This window comes from Curtobacterium sp. PhB128 (assembly GCF_004340725.1).
Classification (GTDB): domain Bacteria; phylum Actinomycetota; class Actinomycetes; order Actinomycetales; family Microbacteriaceae; genus Curtobacterium.
In genome coordinates, this window is sequence record NZ_SLUR01000001.1 from 784,744 (window position 1) to 809,590 (window position 24,847).

General features: G+C 71.5%; 22 protein-coding genes and 1 pseudogene. 4 read left to right on the forward strand and 19 right to left on the reverse strand.

The features are described from left to right. Positions 1–2: 2 nt before the first annotated feature. From leuA to hrcA, 13 genes are all read right to left on the reverse strand, one after another. Complete coding sequence (gene leuA, locus EDF23_RS03590) at positions 3–1,778, reverse strand: 2-isopropylmalate synthase (protein WP_123938272.1); 1,776 nt, start codon at positions 1,776–1,778, stop codon at positions 3–5. 431 nt (positions 1,779–2,209) lie between these two features. Next, positions 2,210–3,610 (reverse strand): ABC transporter permease, encoded by a 1,401-nt coding sequence (locus EDF23_RS03595; RefSeq protein ID WP_131920524.1) that lies wholly within the window; start codon positions 3,608–3,610, stop codon positions 2,210–2,212. Next, positions 3,607–4,359: an ABC transporter ATP-binding protein gene (locus EDF23_RS03600; protein ID WP_111085736.1), complete on the reverse strand. Its 753-nt coding sequence runs from the start codon at positions 4,357–4,359 to the stop codon at positions 3,607–3,609. The genes EDF23_RS03595 and EDF23_RS03600 overlap by 4 nt, the downstream gene beginning before the upstream one ends. A 111-nt stretch (positions 4,360–4,470) precedes the next feature. Beyond that, entirely contained in the window at positions 4,471–5,160 is a 690-nt protein-coding gene (locus tag EDF23_RS03605; RefSeq protein WP_111085737.1) for a response regulator transcription factor, read from the reverse strand. Next, positions 5,157–6,479, reverse strand: coding sequence for a histidine kinase (locus tag EDF23_RS03610; RefSeq protein WP_243648793.1), 1,323 nt, complete (start codon positions 6,477–6,479; stop codon positions 5,157–5,159). The genes EDF23_RS03605 and EDF23_RS03610 overlap by 4 nt, the downstream gene beginning before the upstream one ends. A 67-nt stretch (positions 6,480–6,546) precedes the next feature. Then, positions 6,547–7,485, reverse strand: a complete 939-nt coding sequence (era, locus tag EDF23_RS03615) for a GTPase Era (RefSeq protein ID WP_123292554.1) — start codon at positions 7,483–7,485, stop codon at positions 6,547–6,549. Next, positions 7,482–8,801 carry a hemolysin family protein gene (locus tag EDF23_RS03620; protein WP_123292553.1) on the reverse strand — a complete coding sequence of 440 codons (1,320 nt, stop codon included), beginning with the start codon at positions 8,799–8,801 and terminating at the stop codon, positions 7,482–7,484. Before EDF23_RS03620 ends, era begins: the two co-directional genes overlap by 4 nt. 3 nt (positions 8,802–8,804) lie before the next feature. Continuing rightward, positions 8,805–9,266: an rRNA maturation RNase YbeY gene (ybeY, locus tag EDF23_RS03625; RefSeq protein ID WP_111085740.1), complete on the reverse strand. Its 462-nt coding sequence runs from the start codon at positions 9,264–9,266 to the stop codon at positions 8,805–8,807. Then, complete coding sequence (locus tag EDF23_RS03630; RefSeq protein ID WP_228505182.1) at positions 9,263–10,324, reverse strand: PhoH family protein; 1,062 nt, start codon at positions 10,322–10,324, stop codon at positions 9,263–9,265. The genes ybeY and EDF23_RS03630 overlap by 4 nt, the downstream gene beginning before the upstream one ends. A gap of 70 nt (positions 10,325–10,394) precedes the next feature. After that, positions 10,395–10,748: a histidine triad nucleotide-binding protein gene (locus tag EDF23_RS03635; protein WP_123292550.1), complete on the reverse strand. Its 354-nt coding sequence runs from the start codon at positions 10,746–10,748 to the stop codon at positions 10,395–10,397. 40 nt (positions 10,749–10,788) lie between these two features. After that, entirely contained in the window at positions 10,789–11,526 is a 738-nt protein-coding gene (locus tag EDF23_RS03640; protein WP_131920526.1) for a 16S rRNA (uracil(1498)-N(3))-methyltransferase, read from the reverse strand. Continuing rightward, positions 11,526–12,644 carry a molecular chaperone DnaJ gene (dnaJ, locus tag EDF23_RS03645; RefSeq protein WP_131920528.1) on the reverse strand — a complete coding sequence of 373 codons (1,119 nt, stop codon included), beginning with the start codon at positions 12,642–12,644 and terminating at the stop codon, positions 11,526–11,528. Before dnaJ ends, EDF23_RS03640 begins: the two co-directional genes overlap by 1 nt. A gap of 49 nt (positions 12,645–12,693) precedes the next feature. Then, positions 12,694–13,716, reverse strand: coding sequence for a heat-inducible transcriptional repressor HrcA (gene hrcA / locus EDF23_RS03650; protein WP_123340397.1), 1,023 nt, complete (start codon positions 13,714–13,716; stop codon positions 12,694–12,696). Between the two features lie 88 nt (positions 13,717–13,804). Between hrcA and EDF23_RS03655 the strand changes: the two genes are divergently transcribed. Continuing rightward, positions 13,805–14,212 (forward strand): DUF4870 domain-containing protein, encoded by a 408-nt coding sequence (locus EDF23_RS03655; RefSeq protein WP_243648794.1) that lies wholly within the window; start codon positions 13,805–13,807, stop codon positions 14,210–14,212. A gap of 9 nt (positions 14,213–14,221) precedes the next feature. Here the strand turns inward: EDF23_RS03655 and hemW are convergent, their stop codons facing one another. Then, positions 14,222–15,463, reverse strand: coding sequence for a radical SAM family heme chaperone HemW (hemW, locus tag EDF23_RS03660; RefSeq protein ID WP_131920530.1), 1,242 nt, complete (start codon positions 15,461–15,463; stop codon positions 14,222–14,224). Between the two features lie 28 nt (positions 15,464–15,491). Here hemW and EDF23_RS03665 point away from each other — a divergent pair, with 28 nt between their 5' ends. Then, positions 15,492–16,184: an HAD family hydrolase gene (locus EDF23_RS03665; protein WP_165900989.1), complete on the forward strand. Its 693-nt coding sequence runs from the start codon at positions 15,492–15,494 to the stop codon at positions 16,182–16,184. Between the two features lie 116 nt (positions 16,185–16,300). Here the strand turns inward: EDF23_RS03665 and EDF23_RS03670 are convergent, their stop codons facing one another. Beyond that, positions 16,301–16,948 carry a DUF1990 domain-containing protein gene (locus EDF23_RS03670; protein ID WP_131920533.1) on the reverse strand — a complete coding sequence of 216 codons (648 nt, stop codon included), beginning with the start codon at positions 16,946–16,948 and terminating at the stop codon, positions 16,301–16,303. Positions 16,949–17,074: 126 nt separating this feature from the next. On the opposite strand from EDF23_RS03670, the gene EDF23_RS03675 reads away from it, so the two are divergent. Then, positions 17,075–17,566: a hypothetical protein gene (locus EDF23_RS03675; RefSeq protein ID WP_131920535.1), complete on the forward strand. Its 492-nt coding sequence runs from the start codon at positions 17,075–17,077 to the stop codon at positions 17,564–17,566. A 128-nt stretch (positions 17,567–17,694) separates the two neighbouring features. Here the strand turns inward: EDF23_RS03675 and lepA are convergent, their stop codons facing one another. Both lepA and EDF23_RS03685 read right to left on the reverse strand, forming a co-directional pair. Further along, entirely contained in the window at positions 17,695–19,542 is a 1,848-nt protein-coding gene (lepA, locus tag EDF23_RS03680) for a translation elongation factor 4 (RefSeq protein WP_123292544.1), read from the reverse strand. A gap of 144 nt (positions 19,543–19,686) precedes the next feature. Continuing rightward, positions 19,687–20,853 carry an aminotransferase class I/II-fold pyridoxal phosphate-dependent enzyme gene (locus tag EDF23_RS03685; protein WP_131920536.1) on the reverse strand — a complete coding sequence of 389 codons (1,167 nt, stop codon included), beginning with the start codon at positions 20,851–20,853 and terminating at the stop codon, positions 19,687–19,689. A 200-nt stretch (positions 20,854–21,053) separates the two neighbouring features. Here EDF23_RS03685 and rpsT point away from each other — a divergent pair, with 200 nt between their 5' ends. Continuing rightward, the gene (rpsT, locus tag EDF23_RS03690; protein ID WP_111085752.1) at positions 21,054–21,314 is read left to right on the forward strand and encodes a 30S ribosomal protein S20; all 261 of its coding nucleotides are present in this window, start codon (positions 21,054–21,056) and stop codon (positions 21,312–21,314) included. Positions 21,315–21,541: 227 nt separating this feature from the next. Here rpsT and holA read toward each other — a convergent pair whose 3' ends face one another. Together holA and EDF23_RS19705 are read right to left on the reverse strand one after the other, a co-directional pair. Further along, positions 21,542–22,561, reverse strand: coding sequence for a DNA polymerase III subunit delta (holA, locus tag EDF23_RS19535; RefSeq protein ID WP_123292542.1), 1,020 nt, complete (start codon positions 22,559–22,561; stop codon positions 21,542–21,544). Positions 22,562–23,180: 619 nt separating this feature from the next. Continuing rightward, a pseudogene (locus tag EDF23_RS19705) lies at positions 23,181–24,776 on the reverse strand (ComEC/Rec2 family competence protein); the annotation flags it as partial. Between the last annotated feature and the right edge of the window lie 71 nt (positions 24,777–24,847).

Here is a 24,847-nt window from a genome sequence, read left to right on the forward strand (position 1 = left end):
TCTCAGGCGGAGACGAGCTCCGGCGAGTCGGCGCCGGCAGCAGCACCGGCGCGCACCGCGCGGTTCACCGCGGACACGATCGCCTTGAGCGAGGCCGTCGAGATGTCGGCGTCGATGCCGACGCCCCACAGGCGCACGCCGTCGACGTCGAGCTCGACGTACGACGCCGCCTTGGCGTCACCGGAGGCGCTCATCGTGTGCTCCGAGTAGTCGTACAGCGTGACCTGGACGCCCTGCTCGGCGAGGACCTTGAGGAACGCGTCGATCGGACCTGTGCCCACGGCGTCGGCGGTGACGGAGCCCTCGTCGACGCGGAGTGCGACCGACAGCGAGGTCGTGCCGTCGAAGTCGCTCGAGGTCGCCGTCTTGGTGAGCTCGTACCGGCCCCACTTGTCGTCGTCGGTCGAGGCGGGCAGGTACTCGTCCTGGAACACGTCCCAGATGCGCTGCGACGAGAACTCGCCGCCCTCGGTGTCGGTGTGCCGCTGCACGACGCCGGAGAACTCGATCTGCAGCTTGCGGGGCAGGTCGAGGGCGTGGTCGGTCTTGAGCAGGTACGCGACGCCGCCCTTGCCGGACTGCGAGTTGACGCGGATGACGGCCTCGTACGACCGGCCGATGTCCTTCGGGTCGACGGGCAGGTACGGCACCGCCCACTCGATCTCGTCGATGTCCTTGCCCGCGGCGGCGGCCTTGGCCTTCATCGCCTCGAAGCCCTTGTTGATGGCGTCCTGGTGCGAACCGCTGAACGCCGTGTAGACGAGGTCGCCCGCCCACGGCTGACGCTCCGGCACCGGCAGCTGGTTGCAGTACTCGACGGTGCGCTTCACCTGGTCGATGTCCGCGAACGAGATCTCCGGGTCGATGCCCTGCGTGAACAGGTTCATGCCCAGCGCGACGAGGTCGACGTTGCCGGTGCGCTCACCGTTGCCGAACAGGCAGCCCTCGATGCGGTCCGCGCCGGCCATGTAGCCCAGCTCGGCGGCGGCGACGGCGGTGCCACGGTCGTTGTGCGGGTGCAGCGAGAGGATGACGTCCTGGCGGTGCGCGAGGTTGCGCGACATCCACTCGATCGAGTCGGCGTAGACGTTCGGCGTCGCCATCTCGACGGTGGCCGGCAGGTTGATGATGACCTTGCGGTCGGGGGTGGGCTCGAAGACCTCGAGCACGGCGTTGCAGATCTGCAGCGCGACCTCGAGCTCGGTGCCCGTGTAGGACTCCGGCGAGTACTCGTAGTAGACCGTCGTGTCGTGCTGCAGCGTCGCCTCGGCCGCCTTGCACAGCTTCGCGCCGGCCACCGCGATGTCGACGACACCCTGGACGTCGGTGCGGAAGACGACCTCGCGCTGCACGATCGACGTCGAGTTGTACAGGTGGACGATGGCCTGCTTCGCGCCGTCGATCGCCTCGTACGTGCGCTGGATGAGGTGCTCGCGCGCCTGGGTCAGCACCTGGATGGTGACGTCGTCGGGGATCGCGCCCTCGTCGATCAGGCTGCGGACGAAGTCGAAGTCGGTCTGCGAGGCGCTCGGGAACCCGACCTCGATCTCCTTGTAGCCCATGCCGACGAGCAGGTCGAACATGGCGCGCTTGCGCTCGGCGTCCATCGGGTCGATGAGGGCCTGGTTGCCGTCGCGCAGGTCGACCGCACACCAGCGCGGGGCCCGCTCGATGCGCTTCGTCGGCCAGGTGCGGTCGGGCAGGTCGACCGAGATCTGTTCGTGGAAGGGGACGTACTTGTGGATCGGCATCCCGGAGGGCTGCTGCGTGTTCTGCATCGTTCGTCGCTTTCGTGTGCTCTGGGTGAGGGCGGCCACGACGGACTCCGCGACGAGGTGGGCCGGTGTGTCAGGCCTCGTCGCGGCAGCGAAGGAGGAGGAGTGCCGAGTACATCGAGTCCACGGTAGCACCGGCGGGCTGCTGTGTGACAAGCGCGTCGGTGGTCGGCGCCCGAGTGGTCACGACATGCCGCCGGTCGGTCGCCGAGGTTCCACGGAGCGACGCCAGCGCCGCCGAAAGCTGCGGATCGTGGAACCTCGGCGAACGCGAGCGGTGTGGCGGGCGCGGGTGTGGCGGGCGCGGGCGCCGCGCCGGCGCGGCGGTGGACGCACGGAACGACGGACGGGAGGCACGGTGCCAGCTGGCACCGTGCCTCCCGTCCGCCGCGTGGTGCGACCAGGGCGCCGCGTGGTGCGACCAGAGCGCGGCGTCAGTCGACCGCGAGCGCCTCGGTCGGGGGCACGCGCATCGCGCGCCGCACCGGCGCGATCGTCGCGACGACCGCCAGCACGAGCGCCCCGACGACGACGATCCCGATGGTGAGCGGCGGCAGCACGGGCGTGACCGGGTGCCCGAGCGACCCGAGCAGCGTCTGCCCGCCGACCCATCCGTAGAAGGTGCCGAGCACGAGCCCCGAGACGACGGCCGCGACGACCATCTGCACGGCCTCGGTCACGATCATCCGGCGGACCTGCGCCCCGGTGAGACCGAGCACCCGCAGCAGCCCGAGCTCGCGTCGGCGTTGCAGGACCCCGAGTGCCAGTGCGTTGACGACCCCGACGGCGGCGATCACGGCGGAGAACCCGACGATGACGCTGACGACGGCGTTCAGCTGCACGAAGAAGTCGCGCTGCGCCTGCACCATCTCGGTCGTCATCTGGCCCTGTCCCATCTGCTCGAGCTGGGCCTCGAGCACGTGCTGCATGATCCCCAGTGCGACGGCGAAGGTGACGAGCAGGGTGACGCCGATGACGAGCCCGATCGTCGCCCGCGAGGACCGACCCGGCGCACGCATGGCGTTGCGGCCGGCGAGCAGGACGACGGGGTCGTGCGAGCCGATCCGACCGATGAGCTGCAGCACCGGCGGCATCACGATGGTCGCTCCGACGGCGACACCGGCGAACGACACGAACCCGCCGAGGGCAGCCGGCAGCACCGCGATCGGCGAGCTCGCGCTGACCGCGAGCCCGATGAGCATGAGCGCCGCGCCGCCGGCCATGAGCACGATGGCCCAGACCTTGCGGGCCGTGCCCGAGCGGACGTCGTCGTGGCTCGGTTCGATGCTCGAGGACAGCGCCTCGAGCGGGGTGACGGTCAGCACCCGGCGGGAGCCCGCTGCGAACGCTCCCCAGGTCGCCAGGACCACGGCCACGACCGGGAGCACGAGTTCCCACGGCAGGAGCGTGTAGTCGGTGTCGGGCAGGAACCCGTTGCCGCGCAGGACGACCACGAACACCGCGGACAGCCCGGTTCCCACGACGGCGCCGATCAGTCCGCCGAGCACTCCGACGACCAGTCCGGTCCGGGTGATCCGGGCCCGGAGCGTGGCGCCGGTGGCACCGACGAGCCGCTGCAAGGCGATGATGCGGGTCTGCCCGGCGATGAGGGTCGCGCAGGTGTTGGCGGTGACGATCGCACCGACGTACAGCGCGATGCCGAGGAACAGCCACCCGACGACGGACAGGATCGCCCTGACCGGGCCGAGGTCGGCGAGCCCGGCGGCGCCGAGCGCCTCGGTCACGATGCCCGGGGCGATGACGAGTGCCGAGCCGAACGTGGTGCCGAGCGCCGCGACCAGCACGGTCGGGGCGAAGGAGCGGACGCCGTTCACGCTGCCGCCTCCATCCCCAGCATCGTGGTGGAGATCGCGCCGGCGTCCATCGCCGGGCGGTCGGCGACGACCCGGCCGTCGGCGAGGAACAGGATCCGGTCGGCGTTGGCGGCGGCGACGGGGTCGTGCGTCACCATGACGACGCTCTGGCCCCACTCCTGCACGGCCCCGCGCAGGATCGCGAGCACGTCACGGCCGGTGCGCGAGTCGAGGGCACCGGTCGGCTCGTCGGCGACGACGACTGCCGGACGCGAGGCGAGTGCCCGGGCGATGGCGACGCGCTGCTGCTGCCCACCCGACAGCTGGTGCGGCCGGTGCGAGAGCCGGTTACCGAGTCCGAGCTGGTCGACCAGACGGTCGATCCACGCGCTCTCGTCCTTCGACGGCTTGTGCCCGCCGAGCAGGAACGGCAACCGGATGTTCTCGCTGACGTCGAGCGTCGGCACCAGGTTGAACGACTGGAACACGAACCCGAGCCGGCGGCGACGGAGCTCGGTCAGGTCCTTGTCACCGAGCCCCGTGATGTCGACCCCGTCGATCTCGATGCGGCCCGCGGACACCGCGTCGAGGCCCGCGGCGACGTGCATGAGCGTCGACTTGCCGGACCCCGACGGCCCCATCACGGCGGTGAACTCCCCCGCGCCGATGTCGACGCTGACGTCGTCGAGCGCCGTCACCCGGCGCGCGGCGTCGCCGTAGTGCTTGGACACGTGGTCGAGTCGGATGATCGGAGCGTGGCTGGTGGTCATGCACCAACGATGGCGTCCGGGAGGCCCGCCCCGCGTCCGTCGGGCGGCTCCTGTGGATGAGCCGCTCGGCTCGACTTCCTGTGGACGGGTCATCCGATCGGATGACGTCCGTCAGTCGGCCTTGCTCACCAGCCCGTGCTCGTGCGCGAACACGACGAGGCGCACGCGGTCGCGGAGTCCGAGCTTCGTCAGGACCCGCGAGATGTGGGTCTTCACGGTCGCCTCGCTGACGTACTCGTGCTGCGCGATCTCGCTGTTGCTGAAGCCGCGGGCCGCGAGGTCGAAGATCTCGCGCTCGCGCGGGGTGAGGTCGTCGAACGTCGCCGGCACGGTGGCGGCCTGCTCGACGGAGTCGTCGTAGCGCCGCAGGAGTTCCCGCGTCGCCGAGGCCGCGAAGACCGCGGTGCCGGCATGCACGGTCCGCACGGCGGCGAGCAGGAACTCGGGGTCGGCGTCCTTCAGCACGAAGCCGCTCGCCCCGGCCCGGATGGCCTTCGCCGCGGCCTCGTCGAAGTCGAACGTGGTCAGGACGAGCACCTTCGCGCCGTCGGTGCCGGCCTGTTCGACGATGTGCGCGGTCGCCGTGATGCCGTCCATCACGGGCATCCGGACGTCCATGAGCACGACGTCCGGTCGGGTGCGCCGGACGAGTTCGACGCCCTCGGCACCGTCGCCCGCTTCGCCCACGAAGTGCAGGTCGGGTTGGGAGCCGATGAGCATCCGGATGCCGGTGCGGAAGAGTGCCTGGTCGTCGACGAGGGCGACGCGGATGCGGCCGTCGGCCGGCGGGGTGGTGGTCATCGGGCGGTGCGCTCCTGCTCGGTCGGACTGATGGTCGGCGCGGGGGCCGACTCGGCGGTCGGGCCCGCAGCCGGGCTCGCGGTCGGGCTCGCGGTCGGGCTCGTGGTCGGGCTGATGCGCCCGCGGGGCATCTGCCCGCTCGCGGGGACGGCGGGCATGCGCACGGCGACCTCGAAGTCAGGGCCGCGGACCCCGGCGGTCATCGTGCCCCCGGTCATGGTGGCACGCTCGCGCATGCCGACCAGGCCGTGCCCGGTGCCAGGACCCCGGGTGCCGTCGTCGGCGCGGCGGTTCACCACCGCGATCTCGACGGTGTCCGGGCGGTAGGTCAGTGATGCGTGCACCGGCGTGCCGGGCTCACCGTGCTTGTAGGCGTTCGTCAGGCTCTCCTGCACGATCCGGTACACCGCGAGCTGCGTCGTGGTGGGGAGGCCGGTCGGATCGCCCTCGCGCTCGACCCGGACGTCGAGGCCGACCTGGCGCATCTCGCCGACGAGCCGGTCGATGTCGTCGATCTCCGGCGTCGGGACGGTCCCCTGCTCGTGTCGGAGCGCACCGAGGAGCTCGCGGACGTCGCCGAGGGCCCGGCGGGCGGTGGTCGAGATGGTGCCGAGGGCCTGATCGGCGACGGCGGGGTCCGCCTTCAGCGCGTAGCGGGCTCCGTCCGCCTGGGCGATGACGACCGCGAGCGAGTGCGCGACGATGTCGTGCATGTCGCGGGCGATGCGCACGCGTTCCTGTTCGACCGCGACCGCTCGGTCGGCACGGGCGGCGTCGCGTTCGGCGAGCAGCTGGGCCTCACGGCTCATGCTCGCCGACCGGCGGGTACGGACCACGAGGCCGGCCAACCACGGCAGCAGCAGCAGGAGCAGGACGACGGCGAAGTACGAGACCGTGACCTGCACCGACTCCTGGAACGGCGTCGACGCGGTCTCGATCGTCAACCGGTTCCGGTAGTCGTCGACGCCGATGTAGAGCGCCGCGGTGACGGACCCGACGATGGCCGAGACGAGTCCGGCCAGCCGCACCCGCCGACTGCCGTAGGCGCTCGTCGTGTAGAGCACCGCGGCGATGAAGGCGTTCGACAGGTCGGGCATCTGACCCGTGACCATCTCGAAGACCGCGAACACCCAGGCGACGGCCAGTGCGAGGCCGGGCGACAGCCGTCGGAGCGCGAGGGCAGCGGTCATGCCGACGACCGTGACGATCGCGAGCGGGGAGTCCATGCCCCGCGCCGAGGTGATCAGCACGAGCGAGCCGAGCACCACGGCGATGACCACGTCGGTGATGACCTGCGCGCGCAGCATGGGACGGAACACGCGTCCACGGTACGGCGCTCGGCTCACGGGCGCGTCCCTCGTGTGGATGACTCCTGGCGCCGGACGCTCAGAAGCCGAGGCGTCCGAGCTGCTTGGGGTCACGCTGCCACTCCTTGGCGACCTTCACACGGATGTTGAGGTACACGTGCCGACCGCCGAGCAGCGACTCGATCTCGACGCGGGCGCGGGAGCCGACGTCCTTCAGGCGCTCCCCCTTGTGGCCGATGACGATCGCCTTCTGGCTGTCGCGCTCGACGAACAGGTTCGCGAAGATGCGCAGCGGCCCGTCGGCGTCGTCGTCCTCGTCCGGCTCGACGATGTCCTCGATCACGACGGCGAGCGAGTGCGGCAGTTCGTCGCGGACGCCCTCGAGCGCGGCTTCGCGGATGAGTTCGCTGATGCGCTCCTCGTCGGTCTCCTCGGTCACGGCCGACGAGTCGTACAGCTGGGGCGACTCCGGCAGCAACGAGGTGATCTCGCCGAGGAGGTCCTCGAGCTGCAGGCCCTTCGTGCCCGACGTCGGGATGATCGAGTCCCAGTCGCGGAGCCGGGAGACGGCCAGCAGCTGCTCGCCGACCTTGTCCTTCGAGGTGCGGTCGATCTTGGTGACGATCGCGACCTTCTTGGCCCGCGGGTACTGGTCGAGGGTGTCGTTGATGAAGCGGTCACCCGGGCCGATCGGCTCGTTGGCGGGGACGCAGAACCCGATGACGTCGACGTCACCGAGCGTGGACTGCACCAGGTCGTTGAGCCGCTCGCCGAGCAGGGTGCGAGGACGGTGCACGCCCGGGGTGTCGACGATGATGACCTGGCCGTCGGGCCGGTGCACGATGCCGCGGATCGCGCGACGGGTGGTCTGCGGCTTCGACGAGGTGATCGCGACCTTCTGGCCCACCAGCGCGTTCGTCAGCGTGGACTTGCCCACGTTCGGACGCCCGACGAACGAGACGAAGCCCGCGCGGTAGGGCTTGCCCGAGGCGGTGGGGGTGGAGTCGGAGTCGGTCATGCGTGCGTGGTTCCCGTCGTGGTGGTGGCGTCGTCGAAGGCGTCCTCGACACCCGCGAGGGCGTGAGTGCGTTCGGCGAGCACGGTGATGAGGTGGCGGCGCTTGCCCTCGACCCGGTCGGCCGTCAGGACGACGCCGGACACCGTGACCGTGTCGCCGGACACCGCCAGGTGGCCGAGCTCCTTGGTGAGCAGACCGCCGGCGGTGTCGACGTCGTCGTCGTCGAGCTCGATGCCGAACAGGTCGCCGAGCTCGTCGACGGGCAGTCGGGCCGAGATGCGCCAGAGGCCGGGCTCGACCTCGACCCGGTCGACCACGGCGCGGTCGTACTCGTCGGAGATGTCCCCGACGAGCTCTTCGATGAGGTCTTCCATCGTGACGAGACCGGCGACGCCGCCGTACTCGTCGACGACCAGGACCAGGTGGTTCTTCGCGACCTGCATGTGCCGCAGGGTGTCGTCGGCGGCCTTCGACTCCGGCACGAACTCGGCCGGACGCAGCAGCCGGGTGACCCGCTCACTGCCGGACCCCGGTCGCTCGTACAGCGCCCGCGACACGTCACGCAGGTACAGGACGCCGAGGACGTCGTCGCTGTCCTTGCCGGTGACGGGCATGCGGGACACCCCGGCGGCGAGGAACTGCTCCATGCCCGCGGCGAGGGTATCCGAGCCGTCGACGGTGAGCATGTCGGTGCGCGGCACCATCACCTCGCGCACGAGGGTGTCGCTGAACTCGAAGACCGAGTGGATGAGCTCGCGGTCCTCGTCCTCGAGCACGTTGCTCTCGGTGGCCTCATCGACGAGGGACAGCAGTTGTTCTTCGCTCGACACCGTCGAGGCGCTGCGGCCCCGGCCCGGGGTCACGCGGTCACCGATCCGGACGAGCAGGCCGGCGAGCGGACCGAGCACGATCCGGACGGCGCGGACCAGGCCGCCGGTGGACGCCAGCAGCCGTTCGGCGTGCGCCCGTCCGACGCTGCGCGGACTCGACCCGACGAGCACGAACGACACGGCCGTCATGATCGCGGCGGAGACGATGAGCGCCACCCACCAGCTGTCGAACGCCCGCACCAGGGCGATCGTGACGAGCACGGCCGCAGCGGTCTCGGCGAGCACGCGGAAGAAGTTCAGGGCGTTGACGTGCGCGCCGACGTCGTCCGCGATCGCCTCGAGCGCACGACGACGCTCGTTGCCGCGGGCGATCTCGTCGAGGTCGGCACGGGACACCACGGAGAGCGCGGCGTCGCTCGCGGCGAGGAGCCCGCCGAGCACGACGAGCCCGAGCGCGACCGCGAGCAGACCGACGACGACGAGCATCGGCTACCGACCCCGGCGCTGGGCCGCGAAGGCCGTCAGGATCTCGCCCTGCAGCCCGAACATCTCGGCCTTCTCGTCCGGCTCGGCGTGGTCGAACCCGAGCAGGTGCAGGATGCCGTGGCAGGTGAGCAGCAGCATCTCGTCGGTGCTGGAGTGCCCGGCGGTCTTCGCCTGTTCCTCGGCGACCTGCGGGCAGAGCACGATGTCGCCGAGCAGGCCGGCGGGCGTGGGGTCCTCTTCGGTGCCCGGTCGGAGCTCGTCCATCGGGAAGCTCAGGACGTCGGTGGGGCCGGGCTCGTCCATCCACCGCACGTGCAGCTGTTCCATCGCGCCCTCGTCGACCAGGACGATCGCGAGTTCGGCGTCCGCGTGCACGTGCATCGCGTCGAGGGCGAACGCGGCGAGGCGCTGGATGGCTGCCTCGTCCACCTCGACCCCGGACTCGTTGTTGAGCTCGATGCTCACCGGTTGCCTCCTCGGGCGTCGTTCTGGGGGTACGGGGGTCGCTGGCGGTCCTGCGGCGGCCGACCACGGCGCTCGGCACGGTTGGCGCCGTCGGGGTTGCCGACCGGCGCGCTGCCACGGCCACCGGGACGGTGACCGGCCTGCTCGGCGAGGCGTTCCTCGTCGTAGACGGTGTAGGCGTCGACGATGCGACCGACGAGCGTGTGCCGCACGACGTCCTCGCTGCCGAGGCGGGCGAAGTGGATGTCCTCGACCGTCTCGAGGATCCGCGTCACGAGCCGGAGTCCGGACACGTTGCCCGGCAGGTCGACCTGGGTGATGTCACCCGTGACGACCATCTTCGAGCCGAACCCGAGACGCGTCAGGAACATCTTCATCTGCTCGGGCGTCGTGTTCTGCGCCTCGTCGAGCACGACGAACGAGTCGTTGAGCGTCCGGCCGCGCATGTACGCGAGCGGCGCGACCTCGACCGTGCCCGCAGCCAGCAGCTTCGGGACCAGCTCTGGGTCCATCATCTCGTTCAGGGCGTCGTAGAGCGGCCGCAGGTAGGGGTCGATCTTGTCGGTGAGCGTGCCCGGCAGGAACCCGAGCCGCTCGCCGGCCTCGACCGCGGGACGGGTCAGGATGATCCGGGTGACCTCGCGACGCTGCAGGGCCTGGACGGCCTTCGCCATCGCCAGGTACGTCTTGCCGGTGCCGGCGGGGCCGATGCCGAACGTGATGGTGTGCTCGTCGATGGCGTCGACGTAGGCGCGCTGGCCGTCGGTCTTCGGCCGCACGGACTTGCCGCGGCTCGACACGATCGGCGTGCCGAAGGTGTCGGACGGCTTGCGGTCGTCGTCGAGGATCCGTGCCGACATCGGGATGTCCGACGGGCCGATGTCCTGCCCGCGCTTGACCATGCCGACGAGTTCGTCGACGAGCGCCTTCGCCCGCGCGACCTCGCGCTCGGGCCCGGTGAGCGTGACCTCGTTGCCGCGGACGACGACCTTGACGCCCGGGTACTGCCGTTCGACGGTCTTCAGCAGGCGGTCCTGGGGACCGAGGAGCTGGACCATGGCGATGCCGTCGACCTGGAGGGCGACGGAGACGACCTGGTCGTCGTCGGTGGTGGGCTGTGCTGGTTCGTTAGCCGGCAAGGGTGCCTTCCTGCAGTTCACCTGCGAGTACGTGCGCGTGCACGTGGAACACGGTCTGACCGGCGGCTTCGCCGGTGTTGAAGACGAGACGGAACTGGCCGCCGGCGCGTTCGTCGGCGATGCGCTGCGCGGTGGCGACCAGGTGGGCGAGGAGGTCGGGGTCACCGGCCGCGAGTTCGGCGACGTTCGCGTACTGCTCGGTCTTGGGGATGACCAGCACGTGGACGGGTGCCTTCGGGGCGATGTCCTCGATCGCGATCACGCGGTCGTCCTCGGCGACGACGGTCGCCGGGATCTCGCGCGCGATGATCTTGCTGAAGACGCTGGGCGTGCTGGTGCTCATGACTCCATCGTAGAACGCAGGACCGACCTCGGGCCTTCCCTCACCAGCGCCCGAGTCCGGCCTGCAGGATCGCGAGTGCCGCGGGACCGGCGGTCGAGGTCCGCAGCACGCTGTCGCCGAGCCGGACCCTGATCGCTCCCGCGGCCTCGAGCCGGTCGAGCTCGGAGCCGTCGATGCCGCCCTCCGGCCCCACCACGAGGGCGATCTCGTCGAGGTCCGCCGTCGGTTCCCAGGTCGCGAGCCGCACGGTCGCGGTGGGGTCGAGCACGAGCACCGCAGCACCGGCACCGAGCGCGGGGACGAGCTGCGCCGTCGTGACGAGCGGCCCGACCTCGGGCACCCGCGACCGGATCGCCTGCTTCGCGGCCTCGTGCGCGATGGCCGTCCACCGCGATCGGCCCTTCTCGACCTTCGGGCCCTCCCACCGGGAGACGCTGCGCGCGGCGGACCACGGCACGATCCGGTCCACGCCGATCTCCGTCGACGCCTGCACCGCCATCTCGTCGCGGCCGCCCTTGGCGAGGGCCTGCACGAGCGTCAGCGACGGGACCGGCAGCGGGTCGACGGACAGCGATGCCACGGACAGCACCAGCGAGTCGCGGTCGACGGAGTCCACCGCACCGGACACGACGGTCCCCCGTCCGTCCGAGAGCCGCAGCGTCTCACCGACCCGCACGCGCGAGACGGTCACGGCGTGCCGCCCCTCTGCCCCGTCGAGCGTCACGGAGCCACCGACGGCGACCCCGTCGAGCGACTCCACGACGTAGAGCGATGCCATCAGAAGTTGAAGAAGCGGTCGCGGAGCTTGCCGAACATGCCCTGCTGGAACCGGGCGAGCTGCGGCGCCGACGCCTTGTGCGACTTCGCGAGCTGCTCGACGAGCTGGCGTTCCTTGTGCGACAGCTTCGTCGGGGTGACGACCTGCACGCCGACCCGGAGGTCGCCGCGGCCGCTCCCGCGCAGCTTCGTGATGCCGCGGTCCTTGATCACCAGGACGTCCGCGCTCTGCACCCCCGGACGGATCTCGAGCTCGACGGGCCCGTCGAGTCCGTCGATCGTCGTGGTGGTGCCGAGCACGGCGTCGGTCATCGCGACCTCGAGGGTGGCGAGCAGGTCGTCACCGTCGCGGCTGAAGACGTCGTCGTGCCGCACCCGGATCTCCAGGTACAGGTCGCCGGAGGGGCCACCGGCGGGGCCGACCTCGCCCTGGCCGGGCATCTGCAGGCGCAGGCCCGAGTCGACGCCGGCGGGGACGTCGACCGGCACGGTGCGACGGGCGCGGACGCGACCCTGACCCTGGCAGGTCGGGCAGGGGCTCGGGATGACGGTGCCGTAGCCGCGGCAGGTGCCGCACGGGGCGCTCGTCACGACGTTGCCCAGCAGCGAGCGGACCTGGCGCTGGATGTTGCCGGAACCGCCGCAGATGTCGCAGGTGCGCGGGCTGGTGCCGGGTGCGCAGCACGACCCGTGACAGGTCTCGCACAGGACGGCGGTGTCGACCTCGACGTCCTTGTGGGTGCCGAAGACGACCTCGTCGAGGTCGACGTCGATGCGGAGCAGGGCGTCCTGCCCGCGCTCGGCACGGCTGCGGGGACCACTGCCCCTGCCGCCACCGCCACCGCCACCGCCACCGAAGAAGGCGTCGAAGATGTCGCTGAACCCGCCGGCACCGCCACCGAAGGGGCTGTCGGCCTGGGGCCCGGCGTCGTACCGGCGCCGCTGCTCCGGGTCGCTCAGGACGTCGTACGCGTGCGTGACGTCCTTGAACCGCTCGGCTGCCTCTGGGGCAGGGTTCACGTCCGGGTGGAGCTCACGCGCCAGGCGGCGGTAGGCCTTCTTGATGTCGGCATCGGAGGCGTCTCGCTGGACGCCGAGGACGTCGTAGTGGTCTGCCACGTATCCCTCAGTCGGTTGTGTTCGGTCGGTCGGTCGGTGTTGCAGTCGATCAGTGTTCGCCCAGGAGCTTGGACAGGTACCGTGCGACGGCCCGGACGGCAGCCATGTTCGTGCCGTAGTCCATCCGGGTCGGTCCCAGGACACCCAGGCGTGCCACCTCGCCGCCACCGGCGAGGTACCCGCCGGCGACGATGCTCGTCGCGTCGAGCCCGTACTCGGCGTTCTCGACGCCGATGCTGGCCGCCACCGCGATGTCGTCCACCTGCATCTCCCCGAACAACCGGAGCAGGGTGACTTGTTCCTCGATCGCTTCGAGCACCGGGAAGAGGCCGCCGGAGAAGTCCTGTTCGCTCTTCGCCAGGTTCGCGGCGCCGGCCATCACCAGGCGGTCCTGACGGTTCGCCGCGACCTGCTCGATGAGGGTCGCCACGACGACCCCGCCGAGCGCCTGGGCGTCGGGCCGAAGCTGTTGCGGCACCGCACGGAGCGCGGTGGGCACGTCCTGCAGCAGGAGCCCCACGGCCGCGCCGTTCAGCACGGTGCGGAGTTCGGTCAGCAGCGGCTCGTCGAGCGCGACGTCGGTCTCGACGACGCGTTGTTCGACCCGGGCGGTGTCGGTGATGAGCACGACCATGAGCCGGGCGTCGCCGAGGCGCACCAGCTCGACGTGCTGCACCCGGGCGCGCACCATCGAGGGGTACTGCACCAGGGCGACCTGGTTCGTGAGCTGGCTGAGCAGGCGCACGGTGCGGCCGAGGACCTCGTCGAGGTCGTTCGGGGCGCCGAGGAAGGTCTCGATGGCGTGCCGCTGGGCGCTCGTCAGCGGCCGCGCCGCGGCCAGGTGGTCGACGAACAGCCGGTAGCCCTTGTCGGTCGGGACGCGCCCGGACGAGGTGTGCGGCGCGACGATGAGCTGCTCGTCCTCGAGCAGGGCCATGTCGTTGCGGATCGTGGCGGCGCTGACGCCGAACGCGTGCCGTTCGACGATCGTCTTGGAGCCGACCGGTTCGCGCGACGCCACGTAGTCGCGCACGATGGCCTTCAGGACCTCGAGGCTGCGTTCACTGACCACGAGCGCTCCTTCCTGGTCGACCTGGCACTCGGACGTGTCGACTGCTGATCCTACGCCCGCACGACTGCACCCCCGATACGCTTCCGGCATGACCTACGGACAGCAGCCCGGTGGCCCGCAGAACCCCAACGGGCCCCAGTACCCCAGCGGGTACACGCCGCCGCAGCCGATGAGCCCGGAGGACCAGCGCCTCTGGGCCACGCTGACGCACATCGGCGGGATCTTCTTCAACTTCGTCGCCCCGCTCGTGGCGTACCTGGTGCTGCGCGACCGCGGCGGCTTCATCCGCGAGCACACCCGGGTCGCACTGAACTTCCACATCACCGTGGCGATCGCGTACGTCGCGTGCGGCGTGCTGAGCGTCGTGGTCATCGGACTGGTGCTGTTCCCGATCGTCGCCGTCCTGACCGTCGTCTTCGGCATCCTGGCGGCCGTCGCGGCGAACCGGGGCCAGTTCTACCGCTACCCCCTGTCGATCGAGTTCATCAAGCAGTAGCGAGCAGCGTCAGTCCAGCAGCTCCCGCACCACCGCGTCGGCCAGCAGGCGACCCTGCAGGGTCAGGTCGATGCGTCCCCGCACCGCGGCCGACCCGTCCACGAGACCCCGTGCGATGAGTCCCGCGACCCGGCCACGGGCCTCCTGGCGGATCTCGCTCGTCGCGAGCTCCCCGCGGACCCGCGCGGCGAGGAGCAGGCGCTCGACGTAGCGGGTCTCGTCGTCGATGACCTCGCGCCCGGCGGCCGGCGACTCGCCGGACAGCACCCGGTTCGCGTACGCGGCCGGGTGCTTCACGTTCCACCAGCGCGTGCCGGCGACCGCGGAGTGGGCGCCGGGGCCGACACCCCACCAGTCGTGGCCCTTCCAGTACGACAGGTTGTGGCGACTCGCGTGCGCGTCGCCGCGCGCCCAGTTCGACACCTCGTACCAGGAGTACCCGGCGTCCCCGAGCACCTGGTCGGCGAGCTCGTACATGTCGGCGGCCAGGTCGTCGTCGGGGGCCGGGAGCTCCCCGCGCGCCACCATGCGGCCCATCGCGGTGCCGTCCTCGACGATGAGCGAGTACGCCGACACGTGGTCGGGCTCGCAGGCCAGCGCGGCGTCGAGCGAGGTGCGCCAGTCGTCGAGGGACTCCCCCGGTGTCGAGTAGATGAGGTCGAGGGAGACGTCGAGGCCCTGCTGCTTCGCGAGGTCGACGACGACCGGCACACGCAACGGGTCGTGCGTGCGGTCGAGGGTCGCGAGGACGTGCGGGACCGCGGACTGCATGCCGTAGCTGATCCGGTTGAACCCGCCCTCGCGCAGTGTCTGCAACGAGGACGCGTCGACCGAGTCCGGGTTCGCCTCGGTCGTGACCTCGGCGCCGGGCAGGATCCCCCACGTGTCGTCGATGGCCCGCAGGATCATCGCCAGGTCGGACGCCGGCAGCATCGTCGGGGTCCCGCCGCCGAAGAACACGGTCGACACCGGCCGACGCGGGACGCCGGAGCGGTCGAGCACGGTCGCGGCCCACTCGATCTCCCGCACGGCGTGGCCGGCGTAGTCGTCGCGGCGCACGCCGCGGAGCTCGGACGCCGTGTACGTGTTGAAGTCGCAGTAGCCGCAGCGCACCCGGCAGAACGGCACGTGGACGTAGACCCCGAACGGCACGGCCGCCGGGTCGGTACCGGCGGCGGAGCCCGCCGCGGCTCGCGGCACGATCAGTCCGTCAGCGGGTGCCGGATCGGCGATCGGGAGAGCACTCGGCATGGAGTCCATTGTCCGTCATGATGGACGCATGGAGCACCACCCCGTCCCCACCACGGTCCTGTGGGACATCGACGGCACCCTCGTGATGAACGCGTCGTCCCCGGGCAACCTCTACCACCTCGCGCTCGAGCGTGCGGTCGGCCGCGACCTCACCCTGCGCGTCGGGCACCAGCACGGTCGGACCGATGCCGGACTCATCGCCGAGCACGTCCGTGCGCACGCGTTCGAGGACACGATCATCCCGACGGTCAGCGGCCACCTGCGCGACCTCACCGCCGAGCGGCACGCCTCGGGTGACCACCGGTCCCCCGTCCCTGGTGCCACCGCACTGCTCACCCGCTTCGCCGAGCTCGGGTGGCGGAACGGCCTGCTCACCGGCAACTCCGAGTACCGCGCCCGCGTCAAGCTGTCCGGTGCCGGGTTCGACGAGGGCCTGTTCGACTGGGACCACTCCTACTTCGGCGACACCGAGGTGGAGCGCGCGGACGTCACCACCCGCGCGGCGGCGGAGCTCGCCGGCACCCGTGCCGTGATCGTCGGCGACACCCCGCGTGACGGCGAGGCCGCGGACGCCGCCGGCATCCCCTTCCTGGCGGTCGCCACCGGGGTGTTCGACGTCGAGGCGCTGCGGGTCACCAACGCGGTCACGGTCGCGCGGGACTGCCGGGTCGACGCCGCGCTGATCGAGGACGCCATCGCGGCGTTGCCGCCGCTGCGCTGACCCGGCGCGCAAGCGCCCGCAAGCGCCCGCAAGCGCCCGCACGCGCACGCAAGCGCCCGCAAGCGCCCGCAAGCGCCCGCACGCGCACGCAAGCGCTCGCAAGCACGCGCTCGCCGCTAGTCGCCCCGCAGCGCCACCAGGTACTGCTCCGCCATCACCTTCTGCTGCCGACGCAGCAGCGGCGCGACGAACTGCCACTTCCGGCTCGACGGCTGCGAGAACTGCCGGATCTGCAGCCACACGGAACCGTCCGACGTGCGCTCGACGACGAACGACTCCTCGCCGGAGAGCGGGTGCCCCTCGAGCGTGCCGTACGCGAAGCCCTTGCGGTCGTGCTCGTCGATGATCGACACGACCCGCACGGGCGCCTGCACGGTCCGCCCGAAGGCGTGCATCGTGAGCGTCGCCGACGTGCCGGCGGTCACCAGCGGGGTGCCGTCCGGCGCGAACTTCTCGACCCGGGGCGTGCCGATCGAGGCCGGGGCGATCGGGACGCCGTCGTCGTCGAACGTCACCGGGTTGTACCGGACCTCGTCGTCGTCGGGCTGTTCCTCGACGCGCACGCGGATGCCGCTGCGCTCCTGGATCTGCCACGTCAGGGCCTGCGTCACCGCGGTCTCGAACCGCTGGTCGCCGTGCCCGATCCGGGCACGCGACTCGGTGGGGGTGAACCCTTCGGGCGGGTACGTCATGAGGTCCGACGCCTGGGTCGCCCCCACCGCGCCATAGGTCAGGGCGGTCCGGTAGCTCCCGCGGATGCTCATGCCGTCAGCCTACTTGCGCCTGCCCCGTCGGATCGAACCGATCACGGCTCAGGTCGCGTCGTCCGGTTCGCGTGCACCCCGAACTGGAGGCCCGACACCCGCCCGCCCCGCCCCTATCGTTGCAGCGTGCCCCGCTCCACCCCCGCGCCCTGGCGGTCCGTCGACCGTCGGACCGCGACGCTCGCCGCGCTCACGCTCGTCGCCTTCGGCGCCGCCGCACTCGCGCGTGTCCTCGTCGACGCGACGACGGCGAGCATCGGCTCGTCGACGCGGTACGTCACCGTGTGGGCCGCGCAGTGGGACACCTTCGACACCGCGAACGCGATCGCCGCGGTCGGTGCGTGCTGCGCCGGAGCCGGGGTCCTGCTGTTCGGCGCCAGCCTCGTGTCCGCCGTGCGGCGGCACCGGGCCACGCGGATGCCGCAGTGGCTCGGCGCCGTGACGATCGCCCTGGCCCTCGGCGCCGTCGTATCCGGGATCGCCGCGACCCAGCAGACGGACTTCGGTGCGGCCGCCGGGCTGGTCATCCTGCGGACCGCACTGGCGGGACTGGCCGCCGCGAGCCTCCCGGCCCTCTGCCTGGCCGCCTTGCGGACCCGCGCCGCGCGCCTCCGCTGACGGCGCCCGACCGCGGCTGCCGGCGCCGACCGGCCCGGGCGAACTCTCGCGCCCAGCGACACTTCACGGCCGCCCCGGCGCGTGCGGTGTCGCTCAGCGCGAAATGTCGGAACCCGGCGCGACGCGCGCTACTTCTTCTTCTCTTCCACGTCGCCGGAGAGCGCTGCGATGAAGGCTTCCTGCGGGACCTCGACCCGACCGATGGTCTTCATGCGCTTCTTGCCCTCCTTCTGCTTCTCGAGGAGCTTGCGCTTGCGGGTGATGTCACCGCCGTAGCACTTCGCCAGGACGTCCTTGCGCATCGCGCGGATGCTCTCGCGAGCGATGATCCGCGCGCCGATGGCCGCCTGGATCGGGACCTCGAACTGCTGGCGCGGGATGAGCTTGCGCAGCCGCTCGGTCATCAGCGTGCCGTAGGCGTAGGCCTTGTCGCGGTGCACGATCGCGCTGAACGCGTCGACCTGGTCGCCCTGCAGCAGGATGTCGACCTTGACGAGGTCGGCCGCCTGGTCGCCGATGGGCTCGTAGTCGAGCGAGGCGTAGCCCTGCGTCTTGCTCTTCAGCTGGTCGAAGAAGTCGAACACGATCTCGCCGAGGGGCATCTCGTAGCGGATCTCGACGCGGTCCTCGCCGAGGTACTCCATGCCGAGCAACGAGCCGCGACGCGACTGGCACAGCTCCATGATCGCGCCGACGTAGTCCTTCGGGGCGAGGATCGCCGCGCGGACCATGGGCTCGCGGACCTCGACGATGCGGCCGCCGGGGAACTCGGACGGGTTCGTGACCTCGGTCACGGAGTTGTCCTCGTTCGTGACCTCGTAGATCACGCTGGGCGCGGTCGTGATGAGGTCGAGGCCGAACTCGCGCGAGAGCCGCTCGGTGATGATCTCGAGGTGCAGCAGGCCGAGGAACCCGCAGCGGAAGCCGAAGCCGAGCGCCACGGACGTCTCGGGCTCGTAGACCAGCGCTGCGTCGGAGAGCTTGAGCTTGTCGAGCGCGTCGCGGAGGTCCGGGTAGTCCGACCCGTCGATCGGGTACAGGCCCGAGAACACCATCGGCTTCGGGTCCGTGTAGCCGGGCAGGGCCTCGGTCGCGGGCTTCTGCGCGCTCGTGACGGTGTCGCCGACCTTGGACTGGCGGACGTCCTTCACGCCGGTGATGAGGTAGCCGACCTCGCCGACGGAGAGCCCCTTCGTCGGGATCGGCTCGGGGCTCGACACCCCGATCTCGAGGATCTCGTGCGTCGACTTGGTCGACATCATCTGGACCTTCTCGCGCGGCTTGATCGAGCCGTCGATCATCCGGATGTACGTGACCACGCCGCGGTAGCTGTCGTAGACCGAGTCGAAGATCATCGCGCGGGGCGCGGCCTCGACGTCGCCGACCGGTGCCGGCACACGCCGGACCACCAGGTCGAGGAGCTCGGGGACACCGACGCCGGTCTTGCCGGAGACGCGCAGGACGTCCTCCGGCTTGCCGCCGATGAGCTGCGCGAGCTCGGCCGCGTACTTCTCGGGTTCTGCTGCCGGCAGGTCGATCTTGTTGAGGACCGGGATGATCTCGAGGTCGTTCTCGAGCGCCAGGTACAGGTTCGCCAGCGTCTGCGCCTCGATGCCCTGGGCGGCGTCGACGAGCAGGATCGCGCCCTCGCACGCCGCAAGGGAACGGGAGACCTCGTACGAGAAGTCGACGTGCCCGGGGGTGTCGATCATGTTGAGCGCGAAGGTCTCACCGTCGAGCTCCCACGGCATGCGGACGGCCTGCGACTTGATCGTGATGCCGCGCTCGCGCTCGATGTCCATGCGGTCGAGGTACTGCGCGCGCATCGCGCGCTCCTCGACGACGCCGGTCATCTGCAGCATGCGGTCGGCCAGCGTGGACTTGCCGTGGTCGATGTGCGCGATGATGCAGAAGTTGCGGATCGCGCCGGCCGGGGTCGCGGCGGGCTCGAGCGGAGCGGATGCTTGTGGGCTCACGGTTCCTCAGGTGGGTCGGACGGTCGGCCCAGTCTCCCATGCTTCACCCGCTCTGGAGGCACGGCGCGGCTGCGCGACGTGCGATGCGGAACGCGGGGCGGGCCTCCCGTGCGTCACCCGCCCCGGTCCGGACGGTCGCCGCCGTCAGACGGAAGCGTGCGCCGGCGCCGGCAACGCGCCCAGCCCGCGCCGCAGGTCGTCGGGAGTGGCGGCCAGGCAGACGCGGATCCAGCCCTCGCCGGTGCGGCCGAACGCGCTGCCGGGCGCGACCGCGACGGCCTCGCGCTGCAGGAGGCCGAGCGCCCACGCCGCGACGTCGCCGTCGGAGGCGTGCGACACGTCGACCCAGAGGTAGAAGGCGCCGCGCGGGTCGAGGTACCGGATGCCGGCGGCGTCGAGGACCTCCTTCGCGACCTCGAGGTTCGCCCGGTAGTGCTCGCGGGCGTCGCGGACCGCGGAGTGGTCCCCCACGATCGCCGCCAGCGCCGCGTACTGGTCGGGCTCGGCGACGCAGCTGATCATCGCCTCCTGCGTGGTGCGCATCGTCGCGCCGAGGCCCTTCGGCGTGACGAGGTACCCCACCCGGACCCCCGTCATCGCGTAGGTCTTGCTCAGCGAGAACGCGGAGAACACCCGGTCGTCCTCGTCGAGCGCAGCCAGGCTGACGTGGCGGGTGCCGTAGGTGAAGTACTCGTAGACCTCGTCGCTGATCACCCACAGGTCGTGCCGCTTCGCGAAGGAGAGCAGCGCGCGGAGGGTGTCCTCGCCGAACACCGAGCCGAGCGGGTTCGACGGCGAGTTCACCACGAGCACGCGCGTGCGCTCGGTGACGCTCGCCTCGAGTGCATCGAGGTCGGGTTCGAACCCGTGCTGCGGTTCGAGCCGGTACGGCACCGGCGTGGCCCCGAGGATGTGCGCGTTCATCGTGAAGGTCGTGTAACCAGGATCCGGCACCAGGACCTCGTCGCCGGGGCTCAGCGTCAGCGTCATCGCCTGGAACAGGGCCTGCGTCGCACCGATCGTCATCCAGATCTGTTCGAGGTCGGCCTCGATGCGGTTCTCGCGGCGGAGCTTGTCGCGGATCGCCTCGCGCAGGGGTGCGATGCCGCCGTTCGGCGTGTAGTCGGTGCGGTCCTCGGTCCACGCGCGGCGGGCCGCGTCACCGATGTGCGGTGCCACGGGCACGTCCGGTTCGCCGATCACGAGCATCGTGACCGGGGTGCCGGCGGACTGCAGCAGCGCTGCCTGCTCGAAGACCCTCCGGATGCCGGAGGCGGGCACGGTGTCGATCCGAGGAGCGAGGGATGGCATGCCCGACACCGTATCCGGTGCGTGTTGCCGCGAGATCACGCCGATCCAGCGGTGTTTCGTGCTTTGGTGGCGGGCCGTTCGCCTGGTAATGTTGGTGGCTGGCTTGCGCGTTCCCCGCCCACGGGTGGAACGCGATGCGACCGAGGGCCCCTCTACCCCGCGGTCGCGCCCACCCGTACGAGACGAAGCAGGAGCTACACATGGCGAACATCAAGTCGCAGATCAAGCGCATCAAGACCAACCTCAAGGCCACCGAGCGCAACAAGGCCTACAAGTCGGAGCTGAAGACGTTCATCCGTCACACCAACGACGCCGTTGCCGCTGGCGACAAGGACAAGGCCGTTGCCGCCCTGGCCACCGCGTCGAAGAAGCTCGACAAGGCCGTGAGCAAGGGTGTCATCCACCGCAACCAGGCCGCGAACCGCAAGTCGGCCATCGCGAAGAAGGTTGCGTCGCTCTGATCTCCTGAGCGCCGCACGAAGGCCCCGCACCGAACGGTGTGGGGCCTTCGTCGTGTGCGGGGGTGTGTTGGGCGTCGGGGTGGCGTGGGCGGCGGGGTGGCGGCGGCGGGCCGCACGCTTCGTGAGCAGAAATGGTCGAGTGGCCGGTCGGCACTCGACCATTTCTGCTCACCAAGTGCGCGGGTGTGGGCGCGCGAGCGTGCGACGACCGGGAGGCGCGGGTCGCCTCAGCGCGCCTCGCCGCGTCGGGCGATGGTGCGGACCATGACCTCGAGTGCGTAGTGCGCGTCGCGCGAGCCGCCCTTCACCGCGGTGTCCGCCTCAGCGATGCTCGTGATCGCGTTCGCGAGACCCGTCTCACTCCACGAGGCGACGTCACGCTGCGCGCGCTGCACCTGCCACGGGGCCATGCCGAGCGCCGACGCCGCCTGACCGCTCGGCCCGCGGAACGCGCTGACCTTCGCCATCGTGCGGATCTTGCTCGCGAACGCCGCGACGATCGGCACCGGTGCTTCGCCCGTCGCCAGCGCGTGCCGCAACTCGACGATCGCCGGAGCGGACCGTCCGGCCAGGGCGATGTCGGCCACCTTGAACGCGTTCGTCTCGACGCGACCGCCGTAGTACTTGTCGACGACCTTGTCGGTGATCTCCTGCGCTTCGTCCGCCAGGAGCTGCCGACACGCGGCGGCGAGCTCAGCCAGGTCGTCCGCGAAGGCGACCACGAGGGTGCGGACCGCCGACGGCGCGATCTTGCGTCGAGCGGCGCGGAACTCGGCGTTCACGAAGTCGATGCGGTCGGTCTCGCGCTTGAGCTCGTCGCACAGGACCTCGACCCCACCGCCGACCCCGCTGCGGATCGTGTCGAGCAGCTTCTTGCCACGCACCCCGCCGCCGTGACGGAGCACCAGGGTGACGTCGTCGGCCGGGGCCTGCAGGTACGAGATGGTCTCGGTGATGAAGGCGTCGGTGCACTTCTCGACGTTGGTGACCCGCACGAGCCGCGGCTCGCCGAACAACGACGGGCTGGCGAGGGTCGCGAGCAGCCCGGGAGCGTACTGGTCGGCCTCGAGGTCGTGCACCTCGAGCGCCGGGTCCTCGCCCACGAGCAGGTCCTTGAGCACGCTGCTGGCCCGGTCCGCCAGGAACGCCTCGGGCCCGGTGACGAGCACGACCGGGGCCGGGCGGATCCCCGACCAGGGGACCTGGTCGATCTTCGCTGCGGCGCGCGCGGGCTTCTTGGCGGGCATGCGGTCCTTCCGGTGGTGCCGACCCGGACGGTGCCGGTGCGACGAGTGCTCCGACGATCCTACGGGCGGCCACCGACGGCGTGTGCTCCGTCCACACCCGCAGGTCGTCGGTGGCCGCCCGACCCACCACGACGGTGCCGAGTTCGTCGGTCCGGTACGCGGCGGTCCCGGACGATGCGAGCATCGACAGCGCCGACCGTGTCGGGTGGCCGTAGGTGTTGTCCGCGCCGACGCCGACGAGTCCGACGCGGGCCGCGAGCTGCCGGTACAGCAGCGGGTCCTGGTCGGCCGAACCGTGGTGCGAGACCTTCACGACGTCGACGGGGCCTGTTGGCAGCGCACTGCCGGAGCGGACCCGACGCTGCGCGGTCTCCCCCAGGTCGCCGAGGAACACCCCGGACAGGCACGTCGGGCAGTCGGCACCTGGCGGCGGCTCGGTCACGAGCACGATGCTCGCGTCGTTGCCGGCGTCCGGGCTGCCCGCGCGCGGCCACACCACGCGCCAACCGAGCGGCCCGAGCACGCCGGACACCCGGTCGTCGGCCTGCCGGACGTCGACGCCACCGCGCTGCAGGTCCTGCACGACGCGGCTGTCCGACGCACGGCCGACGGGTCCGACGAGCGCCGTGTCGACGATGCCCGCGACCTCGTCGACCGCCCCGACGTGGTCGCGGTCGAAGTGCGTGAGGACGAGCAGGTCGATCCGGCGGACCCGCAGCAGGTCGAGGCAGGCCCGGAGGCGGTCCGGGTCGTCCCCGGTGTCGATCAGGGCCGTGCTGTCGCCGCCCCGGACCAGCACGGCGTCGCCCTGTCCGACGTCGCACGCCGCGACCGCCCAGTCGCGCGGGACGGTACCGCGCACGACCAGCACGGGCACCGCGACGGCGGCGACACCGACCACCACGACGACTCCTGCGACGAGCAGCAAGCGGCTCCGCACCGTCGGCGTGCTCAGCACGGCGACCGCGAGGCACGTGCTCACGACCACTGCGCCGACCACCCCGACGGTCCCACCCGGCCACGGCGCCGACGCGTACGGCAGGAGCGCTGCGCCGTGGGCGATGCCACCGACCGCCGACGCGGGGGCCCAGGCGACGGCTGCGAGCACCGACCCGCCCCACGGCCAGACCGGCGCGAGCAGACACGCGCCGAGGCCGACGACGGTGACGATCGGTGCCAGGGGCTCGGCGAGCAGGTTCGCCGGCACCGCGTAGGTCGGCAGCGCCGCGGACAGCGGGATCGTCACGGGCCAGCAGGCGACCTGTGCCGCCACCGGCACGGCGAGGGCGGCGGCCGCCGGGTTCCACAGCCGTCGGGCGAACAGCGTTGTGAGCGGTGGTCCGAGCACCACGATGCCGGTCGTGGCGAGCACGGACAGCGCGAACCCGAACGATCGCGCGAACCAGGGGTCCACCACGAGCATGCCGATCGCGGCCAGTGCGACGAGCGGCACACCGCGCACGGGGCGGCCGGACAGGTGCACGACCAGCACGACGACCGCCATCACCGTGGCCCGGACGATCGACGGGTCGGGCCGGACGAGCACCACGAAGGCGAGCAGGACGGCGACGGCCGACGCAGCCCGGATGCCACGGGGAGCACCGCAGAGCCGCCCGACCACCACCACCAGGCCGACCACCACGGCGCAGTTCGACCCGGACACCGCGGTCAGGTGGGTCAGCGCCGACGTCTCCATGGCCGCCTCGGTCTCCGGGTCGAGGCCGGAACGGTCACCGATCGCCAGGCCGCGCAGGAGCGCGGCCCCCGGGTCGGGCAGGCCGGCCGTCGCGCGGACGAAGGCCTGGCGAGCGGCGTCGGTCACTCCGAGCAGTCCGCCGGGAGGCTCAGTGGTCGGCGCACCCCGGACGAAGAGCACGAACGCGGTCGCGGCTCCGGGGGCGTCGGGTTCGAGGGTCCCGGTGCCGGTCACCCGCGTGCCCGCGGCCAGCACCCTGTCGTGGTCGTCACCCGCCGGGACGAGCCGGACCGGTGCCCGGAGCGCGCCCAGGCTGTCGGCGCGCTCGAGCGTCGTGAGCACGGATCGGTCACCCGGGCCCAGGTCGCGCGACAGGACCGCGTCGAACGGGACGGCTCCCGAGCCGGAGGCGAGAGCCCGGAGCGGCTCCGGTGCACGGCGGGTCTCCCCCACGGTGACCGAGACCGCCAGCAGCGCGGTCAGCCCTGCTGCGACGAGCACCTGGCCGGCGCAGGCCATCACGGTCGGGCAATGACGGCCCGGTCGACGACGACCAGCGACGATCGCGCTCCCTCCGGCCAGCACGGCCA